Below are 14,345 nucleotides of genomic sequence, written 5' to 3'. Positions count from 1 at the left end.
CTAGTGATGAGCACATCGACGACTGCCTCCGCCCGCCGCGGCCGGCGGGCCACCGCCGCGGTGGCCGTGGGCGCCGCGGCGCTCCTGGTTCTCACCGGCTGCGGTGACGGCGACAGCCTGGAGGACGAGGGCGGTGACAGCGGCGGCGACAAGGGCTCGTTGGTCATCGGCGCCGGTGACTTCACCGAGGGCAAGGTGTTGGCCGAGCTGTACGCGCAACTCCTGTCCGACGCCGGTTACCAGACCTCCACCAAGACGGCCAAGCGCGAGCTGTACCTGCCGGAGCTGGAGAAGGGCGCGGTGGACATCGTCCCCGAGTACGCCGCCACCCTCGCCGAGTTCCTCAACCGCAAGGTCAACGGTCCCTCGGCGAAACCGGTGGCGTCCCCGGACGTGCAGGCCACCGTGCGGGAGCTGCGGACCCTCGCCGACAAGGCGGGGCTCAAGGTGCTCGAGCCCGGCAAGGCCGTGGACCAGAACGCGTTCGCGGTGTCCAAGGACTACGCGAAGGAGCACAACCTCACCACGCTCTCCGACCTGGGCAAGGCCAAGCTGAAGGTCAAGCTGGCCGCGGGTGACGAGTGCCCCGACCGCCCGTACTGCGAGCCCGGCCTGGAGAAGACCTACGGCATCGACATCACCGAGGTCGATCCCAAGGGCGTGGGCACGGTGGCCGCCAAGCAGGCGGTGAAGACCGGCTCCGACCAACTGGTGCTGACCACGACCACCGACGCCACCCTCGACCAGTTCGGCCTGGTGCTGTTGGAGGACGACAAGCACCTGCAGAACGCCGACAACGTGGTGCCGGTGGTCAACGCCAAGGACGCCGGGTCCGCCGAGATCGCCGAGGTGCTCAACAAGCTGACCGAGGTGCTGACCACCGAGGACCTCACCGAACTCAACAAGAAGGTCGACGCGCGGCGGGAGAAGCCCGGCGACGTGGCCAAGGAGTACCTGAAGTCCAAGGGCCTGATCTGAGCCCTGGCACGGTCCGGGCGGGCGTCGGCAACGGTGCCCGCCCGTCCGGTCCGGGCGCTTGGTCCGGACCTGAATGGCTGGTTACGGGCACGTCCAGTACCGGCGCGGACACCGGTCGTATTAGGTCCTGGCAAATCGGCCCGGCGTCCCCCAAAAGCACCGCGCGCGCGCTAAGTTTCAGCCCATGCCACGTGGACGACACCGCCACTCATCGCCGTTGCGCAGGTTCCTTCCCCTACTGTCGGCCGCAGCGCTAGCCATAGCCTGCGCCGGCGGCGCCTGGCTGAGCGATGACCCGCTGGTGCTCCGCGTGATCGTCGCGGTGGCCGCAGCCGCCGCGGGCGGCGGCGCGGTCCTGCTCCACCGGCGGGACCGCGCTGCCGAGCGCGAGTTCGCCCGGGTGCACGCCGAGCGGCTGCGCGAGGAACGGCGCATGGAGGAGCGCATCAGTGATCTTGAGTCCCAGGCCGAGGAACTGGGGCAGGTCCGCGCCGCGTTGAGCCGCAAGCTCAACGCCAAACGGTCCGAGCTGACCCGGCTCCGCGGAGAACACGCCGACCTGCTCCGCCGCTACGCCAAGGCCGAGTTGGAGCGCGCCGCCGCCCTGGAGAGCGCCCGGTTGGCGCAGACCCCGGGCACCGCGGTGGCCCCCAAGCTCACCCCCGTGGCGTTCCTGCGGGCCAACGCGGCGCTGGACGCCCTGGCGCGCGGGCCACGCCACCCCCAGCCGCGGGCCCTGGGGTCCACCCCCGCGGGGCCGCTGGCGGTCCGTCCGGCGGGGACGCAGCCGCGCCGGGCCCCGGCGCTGCCCGCCCCCGGCGCGGTCCCCCAGGTCGCCGCGGCCCGGGCCGAGCTGGCCCGGACCGAGAGGCCCGAGCCCCTGGAACCGGCCCGGCACCGGCACGACCAGCCCGCGGCGGAGCGGGCCAGCGGGCACCAGCCCGGCGGGGGCGCCGACGCCACGGAGGTGCGGCCGGTCGCCGACCGGCCGTCCGAGCCGACGTCAGCCCCCGCACACCACCTGCCGGCCCCGGTCCGCCCGGCCGCCGCGGTCGCCGTGGTGCCCCAGGCGGCCCCGAGGCCCAGGACGGTGCCCGAGCCGGGCTTCGACTACTTCGGCCTGGGACGGCCGCTGGCCGCCCGCGCCGCCAGCCCACAGGGGCCCGCGGGCTCCGAGGACCTCGCAGACGTCATCGGCGACGAACTCACCCACGAGGACCCGGCGGTCATCGACCTCACCGAGCACGACGAGACCGAGACCATCGACGTCCGCGAACTCCGCGCCCTGTAGGCCCCGTCCGGTGCCCTCCGCGGCCGGGGGGCACCGGACGGGCCGACGTCACTTGTCCACGTCCCCCACGACGAAGAACAGCGATCCCAGGATCGCCACCATGTCGGAGACCAGGGTCCCGGGCAGCAGTTCCACCAGCGCCTGCACGTTGTTGTACGAGGCGGAGCGCAGCTTCAACCGCCACGGGGTCTTCTCGCCCCGGGAGACCAGGTAGTAGCCGTTGAGGCCCAGCGGGTTCTCCGTCCAGGCGTAGGTGTGGCCCTCGGGCGCCTTGAGCACCTTGGGCAGCCGCTGGTTCACCGGGCCCGGGGGCAGCTCGGCGAGTCTTTCCAGACAGGCGTCGGCCAGGTCCAGGCTGTTGTGCACCTGGTCGAGCAGGCACTCGAAACGGGCCAGGCAGTCGCCCTCCGTCCGGGTGACCACCCGCAGGACGTCGGCCAACTCCCCGTACGCCAGGTACGGCTCGTCGCGGCGCAGGTCGAAGTCGACGCCGGAGGCGCGGGCGACCGGCCCGCTGACGCCGTAGGCGTGCACCGTGCCCGCGTCGAGCCGGCCCACGCCCCGGGTGCGGCCCCGGAAGATCTCGTTGCCCAGCACCAGGTCGTCCAGCCGGCCCATCTGGGACCGCACCCGGGCCACGGTGGTGCGGGCCCGCCCGGTCCAGCCGGCCGGCAACTCGTCCTTGAGCCCGCCGACCCGGTTGAACATGTAGTGCATCCGGCCGCCGGAGACCTCCTCCATCACCCGCTGGAGCTCCTCGCGCTCGGTGAACGCGTAGAAGATCGGGGTGATCCCGCCCAGCTCGAGCGGATAGGAACCCAGGAACATCAGGTGGTTCAGGACCCGGTTCAGCTCCGCGAGCAGGGTGCGGAGCCACACCGCGCGCGCGGGCACCTCCATGCCCAGCATCCGCTCCACGGCCAGGACCACGCCCAGCTCGTTGGAGAACGCCGACAGCCAGTCATGCCGGTTGGCCAGCATGATGATCTGCCGGTAGTCCCGCGCCTCGAACAGCTTCTCCGCGCCGCGGTGCATGTACCCGACGATCGGTTCGGCCGCGGCGATCCGCTCCCCGTCCAGAACCAGCCGCAGCCGGAGCACGCCGTGGGTGGAGGGGTGCTGCGGACCGATGTTCAGCACCATGTCGGTGCCCTGACCGGTACCCGCGCCGAAGGAACCCGCCGCGCCGCCGATGCCGACCGTCGTCTCCGTCATGTTGCTCAGTCTGCCACCGCCACCACCCGGTCGTAGGGTTGGCGCATGGACCCCGCCTTCGCCCCGCCGGCCACCGGCTGGACGATGCCGTCCCGGGCACTGCTGCGCATGCGCCGGGTGGTGCTGGTGGCGGTCGCGGCGCCGGTGACCGCGGCGGTGGCGGTGCCGGTCGGACTGCTGGTGTCCCCGGCCCTGGCGGCGGTCGCGCTCGTTCCCGCGGCGCTGGCCGCCTGGGCCTGGCGGGCCCTGGGAAGGAACTGGCGTTCCTGGGGGTACGCCGAACGGGAGGACGACCTGCTGGTGCGCCGGGGCGTGCTCTGGCGACGGCTCACCGTGGTGCCGTACGGCCGCATGCAACTGGTCGAGGTGGTGGCCGGGCCGCTCCAACGGCACTGGGGGATCGCCACCCTGGAACTGCACACGGCCGCCGCCACGACCGACGCGGCGATCCCCGGGCTGCTCCCGCCGGAGGCGGCCCGGCTGCGGGACCGCCTGACCGAGCTGGGCGAGGCCCGCTCCGCGGGCCTGTGAGGGAGCCGGCGGGCCGGACGGCGCCGGGCAACGGGCCGTGGTCGGCGCGCCCCGTCGTCAGTGGGCCGGCCGGGGCCGAGCCGGCGGGCCGGGACTTCCGGCGACTGCACCCGATCACCCCCTGGCGGCGCACCTGGGCGGTCCTCGCGGCCGTCGCCGCCGTGGTGCTGCGGGACCCGCGGCAGGCCGGGGAGTGGAGCGGGCACCTCACCGGGTGGCGGACGGTCCCCGCGGTGGCGGGGCTGCTGGTCGTGGCGTTCGGCTACGGCTTCGTCTCCTGGTGGTTCACCCGCTACCGGATCGACGAGGTGGAACTGCGGGTGGACACCGGGGTGCTCTTCCGCCGCACCAAGCACCTGCGGATCGACCGGCTCCAGGCGGTGGACGTCAACCGCCCCCTGGCGGCCAGGCTGCTCGGCGTCGCCTCGCTCACCCTCGACCTGGCCGGTGGCAAGGACAAACTGGCCTACCTCACCGAACGCGACGCCCGGGCACTCCGTGCCGAGCTGCTGGCCAGGGCCGCGGGGGTGGCCCCGGACAGCGGGGAGGCCCCGCAGCGCGAGCTGGTGCGGGTCCCGCCGGGGGCGCTGGCGGCCTCCCTGCTGCTCCGGCCGGCCACCTGGGGGTCGGTGCTGGGGTCGCTGCTGGTCGCCGTGGGCCTGCCGCTGCTCACCGGGGACTGGTTCTGGCTGGTCCTGGCGCTGCCGGCGCTCGCGGGCACGGTCCACAGCACGCTCCGCCGCTTCGCCGGGGAGTTCGGTTGGACGGTGGCGGAGTCCCCCGACGGACTCCGCCTGGACCACGGGTTGCTCGACCGGGCGCACGAGACGGTGCCGCCCGGCCGGGTGCAGGCGCTCACCTTCCAGCAGCCGCTGCCCTGGCGCCGCGCGGGCTGGGTGCGGGTACGGCTGGCCGTGGCCGGTGGGGGGAACGACGTGCTGCTGCCGGTCGCCCCCTGGGGGGTGGCACTGGGCATCGCCGGACGCATCCTGCCCGGGGTGGACCTCACCGCGGTCCCGGTGCTGCCGGTGCCCGGCCGGGCCCGCTGGCGGGCGCCGCTGTGGCGCCGGTTCGCTTCCTACGGGGCCGACGCGGAGGTGTTCGTGACCCGGTACGGGCTGCTGGTGCGCACGGTGCGGGTGGTGCCGCACGCCAAGGTGCAGAGCGTGCGGCGCACCCAGGGCCCGTGGCAGCGCCGGCTCGGGTTGGCCAGCGTGCACGTGGACATCGCGGCCGGGGACCCGTTGACCGCCTGGCACCGGGACGCCGAGGAGGCCGACGTGATCGTCGCCGAGCAGGCCGCGCGGTCCCGCACGGGCCGCAGGTCGGCGCCCCCCGAGAGGTGGATGACCGACCGGTGAGGGGAACGGCCGCGTCCGGGCGGTCCGGTGCGGCCGGCGGGCCGTCGGCCCCGCCGGGACCGCGGGCGGTCAGCCGGACAACGGCACCGGGACCCCCACCCCGTGCAGCAGCCAGCCGAACCCGCCGAGGCCGTCCGGCTCGGTCAGCTCCGCGGCCTCGCCCGCGGCGGCCAGCGCCCGCACGTAGCCGACCGGGTCGGTGGAGGCCAGCGCCAGCGGGGGGCGGGAGCCGTCCACGCCCAGCGCCCGCAGGGCGGCCCGCTGGGTGGTCAGCACCCACTCGCCCCCGGGGACCGCCGCCGCGCAGGCGTCCAGCGCGACGTGCGCGGTGAGGTCGCACCCGCCGTCGGGCACCGGCGGCACCTGGCGGCCCTCCCGGAAGCCGGTCAGGGTGCCCCACGGCGGCCTGGCCTCCCGCCGGTGCGCGTAGTCCACCGCGACCGCGAGGCCCCCTCGCAGCGTGGCCACGGCCGCGGCCCACGCCTCGTCCCGCGGACCGCCCACCTCCGCCCTGGCACGCGGCTCCCGCAGCGGCCACCAGCGCGCCAGCCAGTCGAGCTCCGCCCGGGGCAGCGGCCCGCCGAGCCGTTCCCGGCCCCGCTGGTCCACCAGGACCAGGCGGACGGTGCCGTCCCGGTCCACCTCGGCGACCTCCACCGGCACGTTGTCCAGCCACTCGTTGGCGAAGAGCAGACCGGTGACGCCCGACGGCGGGGTGCCGGTCCACTCCACCCTGGGGTCCAGGCCCCGCGGCCGGGGGGCCCGTTCCACCGCGACCACCCGCAGCCGCGGGCCGAGCCCGGACAGCTCCGTCAGCAACCGCAGGGCCAGCTCCCCCCGCCCGGCCCCCAGGTCCACCACGGTCAGCTCCGGGGGCCGCCCCAGCGCGTCGTCCACCCGCCGCGCCAGCTCCGCGACGGCCCCGGCGAACAGCGCCGAGGCGTGCACCGAGGTGCGGAAGTGCCCGGCCGGCCCGCCCGTCCCCGCCGTGTAGAAGCCGTCGGGGCCGTACAGTGCCCGTTCGGTGGCCTCCCGCCACCCCACCCAGCGGTTCCCGGCCGACGCCTTCCGGACAGGGCCAGGTCCTGTGACGTCACCCACGTGCGCCGTCTCCACCCTTGGGAGTAGGCGGGATCGACCTCGGGGGTGACCCCGTACCGCCACGCGCCTGCATACGCTGGGTTACGTGCAACGTCTCTACACCTTTCTGCGCGAGCATCCGACCGGGGTGGACGTCTTCTGGGCCGTCCTCCTGTTCGGCATTCAGACGATGTACTTCGTCGCCGCGAAGGTGACGGGTAACCGGGACATCGCGGACTTCGCCCCGGAGACGTTCTTCCCGGTCGCCCTGCTGCTGGCCCTCGTCGTGGCGTTGCGCCGGCGGTACCCGGAGCGGATGCTGCTGCTGGCCTGCGGGGTGGGGCTGGCCCAGTTGGCGCTCAACGTGGAGACCGGGCCCGGGAACTTCGCCTTCCTGGTCATCATCTACACGGTCGCCTACGGGGAGGTCCGCTGGGCCTCCCGGCTGGCCCTGATCGGCGGGCTCGTGGCCTCCCCGGTCAGCACCGCGCGCTGGCCGCAGGAGAACGGTCACGACGGCAGCGAGGTCGGCGCCGGCCAGTTGGTCTTCGGCGCACTGGTGATGACCATACCGTTCGTGCTCGCCTGGGTCCTGGGAGACTCCCTGCGCACCCGGCGTGCCTACTACGCGCAGCTCGAGGAGCGCGCGGCCCGGCTGGAACGGGAACGGGAGGCGCAGGCCAAGATCGCGGTGGCCGCCGAGCGGGCCCGAATAGCACGCGAACTCCACGACGTGGTGGCGCACAACGTCTCCGTCATGATCGTTCAGGCGGACGGTGCCGCCTATGTGATGGACTCCTCACCCGGACAGGCCCGGCAGGCCCTGGAGACCATCTCCACCACCGGCCGCCAGGCGCTGACCGAGATGCGGCGGCTGCTCGGGGTCCTGCGCACCGGGGACAGCGAGGGCGGCGAGTACGTTCCCCAACCCGGTGTCGAGCAGCTCTCGGACCTGGTCGAGCAGTGCCGCGGTGCCGGGCTCGAGGTCCGGCTCGAGGTCGGCGGCGCCCCACGGCCGCTGCCCAAGGGCGTCGAGCTCACCGCCTACCGGATCGTCCAGGAGGCCCTGACCAACACCCGCAAACACGGTGGACCGCAGGCCAGCGCCACGGTCCGGCTCACCTACGGCGACTCCGACCTCGACATGCTCATCGAGGACGACGGCCGGGGAGCCGACAAGGCCCTGTACGCCTCGGGCGGTGCCGACGGCCTGGGGCACGGGCTGATCGGAATGCGTGAACGCATCGGGATGGTCGGCGGCACCTTCGACGCCGGCCCGCGGCCCGGCGGTGGGTTCCGGATCAGCGCGGTGCTCCCCCTGAAGGCCTCGCGCTGAACGTCCGGTCGGCCCCGACCGCCGCCCCCCGCCCCCACGACCAGCCCCCACGACCAGCCCCCACGACCAGCCCCGCCCGATCTCCCCCGCCCGATCCCCCAGCCAGCCCCGTGCCCCGAAGCTCCGCACCGAAGACCCCGAAGACCCCGGCGCGACGCCCGGTGCCGCCACAGACAAGCCAGAACAGGAGTCCCGTGACCATCCGAGTGATGCTCGTCGACGACCAAGCGCTGCTGCGCACCGGTTTCCGCATGGTGTTGCAGGCCCAGCCGGACATGGAGGTCGTGGCCGAGGCGGAGAACGGCGCCGAGGCGCTGACGGTGCTGGAGTCCACCGCCGTGGACGTGGTCCTGATGGACGTCCGGATGCCGCGGATGGACGGGGTCGAGGCGACCCGGCGGATCTGTGGTGAGTCCGGGGAACGGGAGGGGGCGCCCCGGGTGCTGATCCTGACCACCTTCGACCTCGACGAGTACGCGTTCTCCGCGCTCAAGGCCGGGGCCAGCGGCTTCCTGCTCAAGGACGCCAGACCAGGAGAGATGCTGGCGGCGATCCGCTCGGTGCACTCCGGTGACGCCGTGGTGGCCCCCACCACGACGCGGCGGCTCCTGGACCGGTTCGCGCCCATGCTGCCGAGCTCCCCGCAGCCGGCTCGGGAGGACCTGGGGCGGCTGACCGACCGGGAACGCCAGGTCCTGGTGCTGGTCGCCCAGGGCCTGTCCAACGGGGAGATCGCCCAGCGCCTGGTGGTCTCCGAGGCCACCGTGAAGACCCACGTGGGGCGCATCCTCACCAAGCTCAACCTGCGGGACCGGGTACAGGCGGTGGTGCTGGCCTACGAGACCGGCCTGGTCCGGGCGCAGGCCGACTGAGTCCGGGCCGGGCGGCTCCGTCTCCGGTGCCGCCCGGTGCCGTCCCGCGGCGCCGGCATCCGTACGATGGAGCCGGAACGACGTCCGGTACCCGCGGCGGACTGGAACGGAAGGGCATCAGCCAGTGAACGCACCCACAGGGCGGCCGGCGCAGCCCGCCGAACCAGGAGGGCGACCGGCCAGGCTCGCCGTCGGCGTGGTGGGCACGGGCCGGGTGGGCCCGGTCCTCGGTGCCGCCCTCAAGCTGGCCGGGCACCGCCCCGTGGCCGCCTCCGGGGTCTCCGACGCCTCCCGCGGCCGAGCCGAGGCCCTCCTGCCGGGGGTTCCCCTGGTCGAGCCCGCCGAGGTGCTGGCCAGGTCCGACCTGGTCCTGCTCACCGTCCCGGACGACGCGCTACCCGACCTGGTGGCCGGGCTCGCCGCCACGGGCGCGGTGCGCACCGGGCAGCTCCTGGTGCACACCTCCGGGCGGTACGGCGTCGGCGTGCTCGACCCCGCCCGGCGGGCCGGCGCGTTGCCGCTGGCCCTGCACCCGGCGATGACCTTCACCGGCACCGAGGTGGACGTGGCGCGGCTCGCCGGCTGCTCGTTCGGGGTCACCGCGCCGCAGCGGCTGCGGCTGGCCGCCGAGGCCCTGGTCGTGGAGATGGGCGGCGAACCCGAGTGGATCGAGGAGGAGGCCCGCCCGCTCTACCACGCGGCGCTGGCCCACGGTGCGAACCACCTGGTCACCCTGGTCGCCCAGTCCCTGGAGCTGTTGGCGAGCGCCGGGGTGCAGGCGCCCGACCGGATGCTGGGGCCGCTGCTCGGGGCAGCGCTGGACAACGCGTTGCGCTCGGGCGACGCCGCGCTGACCGGCCCGGTGGCCCGGGGCGACGCCGGCACGGTCGCCGCCCACCTCGCCGAGCTGGGCCGGGTCTCCTCCCAGGCGTGCGACTCCTACCTGGCGTTGGCCCGGGTCACCGCCGACCGGGCGTTGGCCAACGGACTGCTCCCAGCCGAGCGGGCGGAGGACCTGCTCGGGGTGCTCGCGGACGGAGGCCTGCGATGAACCCGACCCTGGTGCACACCGCCGAGGAACTGCGCGCCGCCAGGTCCCTGCGCCCCGGCCCCGTCGCCGTGGCGATGACCATGGGCGCGCTGCACGACGGGCACGCCGAACTGGTCCGTGCCGCCGCCGAACGGGTGCGGGGGCCGGCCGGCGGGGGATCGGTGGTGGTGACCGTCTTCGTCAACCCGTTGCAGTTCGGACCGGGCGAGGACCTGGACCGCTACCCGCGCACCCTGGACGCCGACCTGGAGGTCGCCGGGGCGGCGGGCGCCGACATCGTCTTCGCCCCAGACGTCGCCGAGGTCTACCCCGGCGGCCAGCCCCAGGTCCGGATCAGCGCCGGGCCGATGGGGGAGCGCCTGGAGGGCGCGGCCCGCCCCGGCCACTTCGACGGGATGCTCACCGTGGTGGCCAAGCTGCTCCACCTCACCCGTCCCGACGTGGCCCTCTACGGGCAGAAGGACGCCCAGCAGCTCGCCCTGATCCGCCGGATGGTGGCCGACCTGAACTTCCCGGTGGAGATCGCCGCCGTCCCCACCGTGCGGGAACCCGACGGGCTCGCGCTGTCCAGCCGCAACCGCTACCTCACCCCGGCCCAGCGCGGGACGGCGCTGACGCTGTCCCGGGCGCTGTTCGCCGGGCGGGCGGTGGCCCACCACGGCCCGGAAGCGGTCCGCCGGGCCGCCCGCGCGGTGCTCGAGGAGCCGACCGAGCTCGCCGTGGACTACCTGGCGCTGGTCGACCCGGCCGACTTCACCGAGGTCGGCGACGACCACCGGGGCCCGGCGGTGCTCGCCGTCGCCGGCCGGGTCGGCGACACCCGCCTCATCGACAACGTCCCCCTTGACCTCGGGCGGCACCATGCCTGACCGTTCCCGTGCCCGGCTGCCGGCACCCGCCCCCGGCTGGGCGGCCCACGCCGACGTGGTCGTCGTCGGCTCGGGCGTCGCCGGGCTCACCGCCGCGCTGCGCTGCGCCGCCTCCGGCAGCAAGGTGATCGTGGTCACCAAGGCGCTGCTCGACGACGGCTCCACCCGCTGGGCGCAGGGCGGCATAGCCGCGGCCCTCGGCGAGGGCGACACCCCGGAGCAGCACCTGGCGGACACCCTGGTCGCCGGCGCCGGGCTGTGCTCGGAACCCGCGGTGCGGGCCCTGGTCACCGAGGGCCCGGCGGCGGTGCGCCGGTTGATCGACAGCGGTGCCGCGTTCGACACCGGCACCGACGGCGAGATCCTGCTCACCAGGGAGGGCGGCCACCACCGGGACCGGATCGCCCACGCCGGAGGGGACGCCACCGGGGCGGAGGTCTCCCGGGCCCTGGTGACCGCAGTCCGCGCGGCCGGCATCGAGACGATCGAGCACGCCCTCGTCCTGGACCTGCTCACCGACGCCCGGGGCGCGACGGCCGGCGTCACCCTGCACGTCATGGGGGAGGGGCAGCGGGACGGCGTGGGGGCGGTGCACGCGCCCGCGGTGGTGCTGGCCACCGGCGGGATGGGCCAGGTCTTCTCGGCCACCACCAACCCCGCGGTGTCCACCGGGGACGGCGTCGCCCTGGCGTTGCGCGCCGGAGCCGAGGTGTCCGACCTGGAGTTCGTCCAGTTCCACCCCACGGTGCTCTTCCTCGGGCCCGACGCGGAGGGCCAGCAGCCGCTGGTCTCCGAGGCGGTGCGCGGGGAGGGGGCCCACCTGGTGGACGCGGACGGGGTGCGGTTCATGGTGGGGCAGCACGAGCTGGCCGAGCTGGCTCCCCGTGACATCGTCGCCAAGGGCATCACGCGGCGGATGCGGGAGCAGGGCGTTCCGCACATGTACCTGGACGCCCGGCACTTCGGCGCGGAGATGTGGCGGCGCCGGTTCCCGACCATCCACACCGCCTGCCTGGGACACGGCATCGACCCGGTGACCGAGCTGGTCCCGGTCGCCCCCGCCGCGCACTACGCCAGCGGTGGGGTCCGCACCGACCTGTGCGGGCGCACCTCGGTCCGCGGCCTGTACGCCTGCGGTGAGGTGGCCTGCACGGGTGTGCACGGGGCCAACCGCCTGGCTTCGAACTCGCTGCTCGAGGGCCTGGTGTTCGCCGAGCGCATCGCCGCCGACATCGTCGGGGCCCGCCCGACGGCGGGGCCGCCGGTGCTGCCCGAGCCGCTGCCGTCGCCGCTCCCGGAGGCCGCCGCCCGGTACGAGATCCAGCGGATCATGACGGAGGGCGCCGGGGTGCTGCGCGGTGCGCGGAGCCTGGAACGCGCGGCCACCCGGCTCGACGCCATCGCTGAGGGGGCGGCGGAGGACTTCGCCCGCGACGGCAAGGCGGCGCCCGTCTGCGTGGAGACCTGGGAGACCGCCAACCTGCTGCTGGTCGCCAGGTGCCTGGTCGCCGCGGCCACCGCCCGCGAGGAGACCCGTGGCTGCCACTGGCGCGAGGACCGACCGGAGCGGGACGACACCCGCTGGCGCCGCCACCTGATCACCCGTCTCACCCCCGCCGGAACGCTGTCCCTGCGGGCCACCGACAGCGCCGACTTCCCGGTGGGCCCGGCCACCGAGCCGGCCGCCGAGCTCGGAAGGAGCACCCCTTGACCCGCCCTGACCGCCCCCGGCCCACCGAACTGCTGCCGACCGAGGACGCCTACGAGAGCGCCCCGGGCGACCTGCCCGCCGACCTGCCCCTCGAGCTGTCCGGGGACCTGTCGGACGGCGGTTGCGGGGACGACTGCGACTGCAGCGGCGTCTTCGAGGTGTCCGCCACCCGGTGCGGACTCGACCCGGCCCTGGCCGAGCTGCTCGCGGCGGCGGGACTCGACCCGGAGGCGGTCGAGGACGTCGCCCACCTGGCGATCGCGGAGGACCTGGACCACGGGGTGGACGTCACCAGCGTCGCCACGATCCCCGAGGACTCCGTCAGCACCGGCGACTTCACCGCTCGGGAGGCGGGCACCGTCGCCGGCCTGCGCGTCGCCGAGGCCGTCCTCTCGGTGGTCTGCACCGAGGAGTTCGAGGTGGAACGGCACGTGGAGGACGGGGAGCAGGTCACGCCCGGCCAGGTGCTGCTGTCCGTGCGCACCCGCACCCGGGACCTGCTCACCGCCGAGCGCAGCGCCCTGAACCTGCTCTGCAAGCTGTCCGGCATCGCCACCGCCACCCGCGCCTGGGCCGACGCGTTGGCCGGGACCGGGGCCAGGGTGCGCGACACCCGCAAGACCACCCCCGGGCTGCGTGCCCTGGAGAAGTACGCGGTGCGCTGCGGCGGCGGCGTGAACCACCGGATGTCGCTGTCCGACGCGGCGCTGGTCAAGGACAACCACGTGGTCGCCGCCGGTGGGGTCGCCGCGGCCTTCCGGGCGGTCCGCAGGGCGTTCCCCGACGTGCCGGTCGAGGTGGAGGTGGACCACCTCGAGCAGATCCCGCCGGTGCTGGACGCCGGTGCGGACCTGATCCTGCTGGACAACTTCACGCCGGAGCAGACCCGGGAGGCCGTCACCCTGGTGGGAGGCCGGGCCCGGTTGGAGTCCAGCGGCCGGCTGACCCTGGACAACGCCCGGGTCTACGCCGAGACGGGGGTGGACTTCCTGGCGGTGGGCGCCCTCACCCACTCCGCCCGCGTCCTGGACATCGGCCTCGACCTCCGCCCGCCCGCCCCCTCGTCCACCACCCCCGGGGGTGCGCCCGGTCGGTGAGGCGGCGCACTGGCCGTCGTTCCCGGTGCCCCCCCCGGGGCGGGGCCGGCCGCCGTCGTCGTCAGTGACCACACACCGTGCCCCGTCCCGTGACCGTCGCCGTGAGGTCCAGCCGAAGGAAGAGTCGCCATGCTCCTGACCATTGACGTCGGTAACACGCACACCGTGCTGGGCCTGTTCGACGGGGAGAACATCGTCGAGCACTGGCGCATCTCCACCGATGCCCGCCGCACCGCCGACGAGCTGGCGGTGCTGCTCCAGGGGCTGATGGGCATGCACCCGCTGCTCGGTGACGAACTGGGCGACGGCATCGACGGCATCTCGGTGTGCTCCACCGTTCCCTCGGTCCTGCGCGAGCTGCGGGAGGTGACCCGGCGCTACTACGGGGACATCCCCTCTGTGCTGGTCGAGCCGGGCGTCAAGACCGGGGTTCCGGTGCTCACCGACAACCCCAAGGAGGTGGGCGCCGACCGGGTGATCAACGCGTTGGCCGGGGTCCACCTGCACGGCGGTCCCTGCATCGTGGTGGATTTCGGCACCGCCACCACGTTCGACGCCGTCAGCGCCCGGGGGGAGTACCTGGGCGGCGCCATCGCCCCGGGGATCGAGATCTCGGTGGACGCCCTGGGTGCCCGGGGCGCCCAGCTCCACAAGATCGAGCTGACCCGGCCGCGCAGCGTCATCGGCAAGAACACCGTGGAGGCGATGCAGTCCGGGATCCTCTACGGCTTCGCCGGGCAGGTGGACGGCCTGGTGCGGAAGATGGCCGGTGAACTGGCCGACACCCCGGAGGACGTCACCGTCATCGCCACCGGCGGGCTCGCCCCGTTGGTGCTCGGCGATTCCACGCTGATCGACGTGCACGAGCCGTGGCTGACCCTGGTCGGTCTCCGACTGGTCTACGAGCGCAACGCGCCGGTGTCATGAGGCCGCCGGGACCTGCGCCGTGTGGG

General features: G+C 74.6%; 13 protein-coding genes. 11 read left to right on the top strand and 2 right to left on the bottom strand.

The genetic code is table 11. The features are described from left to right. The first annotated feature begins 6 nt into the window (after positions 1 to 6). Entirely contained in the window at positions 7 to 978 is a 972-nt protein-coding gene (locus A3IG_RS0122300; RefSeq protein ID WP_018385811.1) for an ABC transporter substrate-binding protein, read from the top strand. A gap of 301 nt (positions 979 to 1,279) precedes the next feature. Next, on the top strand, positions 1,280 to 2,269 hold the full coding sequence (locus A3IG_RS0122295) for a hypothetical protein (RefSeq protein WP_018385810.1): 990 nt from the start codon (positions 1,280 to 1,282) through the stop codon (positions 2,267 to 2,269). A gap of 48 nt (positions 2,270 to 2,317) precedes the next feature. Here the strand turns inward: A3IG_RS0122295 and A3IG_RS0122290 are convergent, their stop codons facing one another. After that, on the bottom strand, positions 2,318 to 3,484 hold the full coding sequence (locus A3IG_RS0122290) for an NADH-quinone oxidoreductase subunit D (protein WP_018385809.1): 1,167 nt from the start codon (positions 3,482 to 3,484) through the stop codon (positions 2,318 to 2,320). Between the two features lie 45 nt (positions 3,485 to 3,529). On the opposite strand from A3IG_RS0122290, the gene A3IG_RS0122285 reads away from it, so the two are divergent. Together A3IG_RS0122285 and A3IG_RS0122280 are read left to right on the top strand one after the other, a co-directional pair. Continuing rightward, on the top strand, positions 3,530 to 4,015 hold the full coding sequence (locus A3IG_RS0122285) for a PH domain-containing protein (protein WP_018385808.1): 486 nt from the start codon (positions 3,530 to 3,532) through the stop codon (positions 4,013 to 4,015). Beyond that, a complete protein-coding gene (locus A3IG_RS0122280; RefSeq protein ID WP_018385807.1) occupies positions 4,012 to 5,376 on the top strand; it encodes a PH domain-containing protein in 1,365 nt (454 codons plus the stop codon). Before A3IG_RS0122285 ends, A3IG_RS0122280 begins: the two co-directional genes overlap by 4 nt. 69 nt (positions 5,377 to 5,445) lie before the next feature. Here A3IG_RS0122280 and A3IG_RS0122275 read toward each other — a convergent pair whose 3' ends face one another. Further along, positions 5,446 to 6,420, bottom strand: a complete 975-nt coding sequence (locus tag A3IG_RS0122275; protein WP_018385806.1) for an SAM-dependent methyltransferase — start codon at positions 6,418 to 6,420, stop codon at positions 5,446 to 5,448. Between the two features lie 142 nt (positions 6,421 to 6,562). Here A3IG_RS0122275 and A3IG_RS0122270 point away from each other — a divergent pair, with 142 nt between their 5' ends. The 7 genes from A3IG_RS0122270 (at position 6,563) to A3IG_RS0122240 (ending at position 14,319) form a co-directional block, all read left to right on the top strand. After that, the gene (locus A3IG_RS0122270) at positions 6,563 to 7,792 is read left to right on the top strand and encodes a sensor histidine kinase (protein WP_026220549.1); all 1,230 of its coding nucleotides are present in this window, start codon (positions 6,563 to 6,565) and stop codon (positions 7,790 to 7,792) included. Positions 7,793 to 7,986: 194 nt separating this feature from the next. Continuing rightward, positions 7,987 to 8,664, top strand: coding sequence for a response regulator (locus A3IG_RS0122265; RefSeq protein WP_018385804.1), 678 nt, complete (start codon positions 7,987 to 7,989; stop codon positions 8,662 to 8,664). A 124-nt stretch (positions 8,665 to 8,788) separates the two neighbouring features. Beyond that, entirely contained in the window at positions 8,789 to 9,715 is a 927-nt protein-coding gene (locus tag A3IG_RS0122260; RefSeq protein WP_026220548.1) for a Rossmann-like and DUF2520 domain-containing protein, read from the top strand. Beyond that, positions 9,712 to 10,584, top strand: a complete 873-nt coding sequence (gene panC / locus A3IG_RS0122255) for a pantoate--beta-alanine ligase (protein WP_018385802.1) — start codon at positions 9,712 to 9,714, stop codon at positions 10,582 to 10,584. Before A3IG_RS0122260 ends, panC begins: the two co-directional genes overlap by 4 nt. Then, the gene (locus A3IG_RS0122250) at positions 10,577 to 12,295 is read left to right on the top strand and encodes an L-aspartate oxidase (protein WP_026220547.1); all 1,719 of its coding nucleotides are present in this window, start codon (positions 10,577 to 10,579) and stop codon (positions 12,293 to 12,295) included. The genes panC and A3IG_RS0122250 overlap by 8 nt, the downstream gene beginning before the upstream one ends. Before the next feature lie 71 nt (positions 12,296 to 12,366). Beyond that, positions 12,367 to 13,392, top strand: a complete 1,026-nt coding sequence (gene nadC / locus A3IG_RS0122245; protein WP_051087600.1) for a carboxylating nicotinate-nucleotide diphosphorylase — start codon at positions 12,367 to 12,369, stop codon at positions 13,390 to 13,392. A gap of 129 nt (positions 13,393 to 13,521) precedes the next feature. Then, the gene (locus tag A3IG_RS0122240; protein WP_018385799.1) at positions 13,522 to 14,319 is read left to right on the top strand and encodes a type III pantothenate kinase; all 798 of its coding nucleotides are present in this window, start codon (positions 13,522 to 13,524) and stop codon (positions 14,317 to 14,319) included. Positions 14,320 to 14,345 lie beyond the last annotated feature (26 nt).

Origin of the sequence: Wenjunlia vitaminophila DSM 41686 (genome assembly GCF_000380165.1) — a bacterium.
Classification (GTDB): domain Bacteria; phylum Actinomycetota; class Actinomycetes; order Streptomycetales; family Streptomycetaceae; genus Wenjunlia; species Wenjunlia vitaminophila.
The sequence above is the reverse complement of the archived record's forward strand: the minus strand, read 5'-3'. Positions and strand labels throughout refer to the sequence as shown.

Bases quoted from the DNA above. Each gene is read 5' to 3' on its own strand.
- A3IG_RS0122290 (WP_018385809.1), bottom strand. From the start codon at position 3,484: ATGACGGAGACGACGGTCGGCATCGGCGGCGCGGCGGGTTCCTTCGGC.
- A3IG_RS0122285 (WP_018385808.1), top strand. From the start codon at position 3,530: ATGGACCCCGCCTTCGCCCCGCCGGCCACCGGCTGGACGATGCCGTCC.
- A3IG_RS0122250 (WP_026220547.1), top strand. From the start codon at position 10,577: ATGCCTGACCGTTCCCGTGCCCGGCTGCCGGCACCCGCCCCCGGCTGG.
- A3IG_RS0122240 (WP_018385799.1), top strand. From the start codon at position 13,522: ATGCTCCTGACCATTGACGTCGGTAACACGCACACCGTGCTGGGCCTG.
- panC (WP_018385802.1), top strand. From the start codon at position 9,712: ATGAACCCGACCCTGGTGCACACCGCCGAGGAACTGCGCGCCGCCAGG.
- A3IG_RS0122300 (WP_018385811.1), top strand. From the start codon at position 7: ATGAGCACATCGACGACTGCCTCCGCCCGCCGCGGCCGGCGGGCCACC.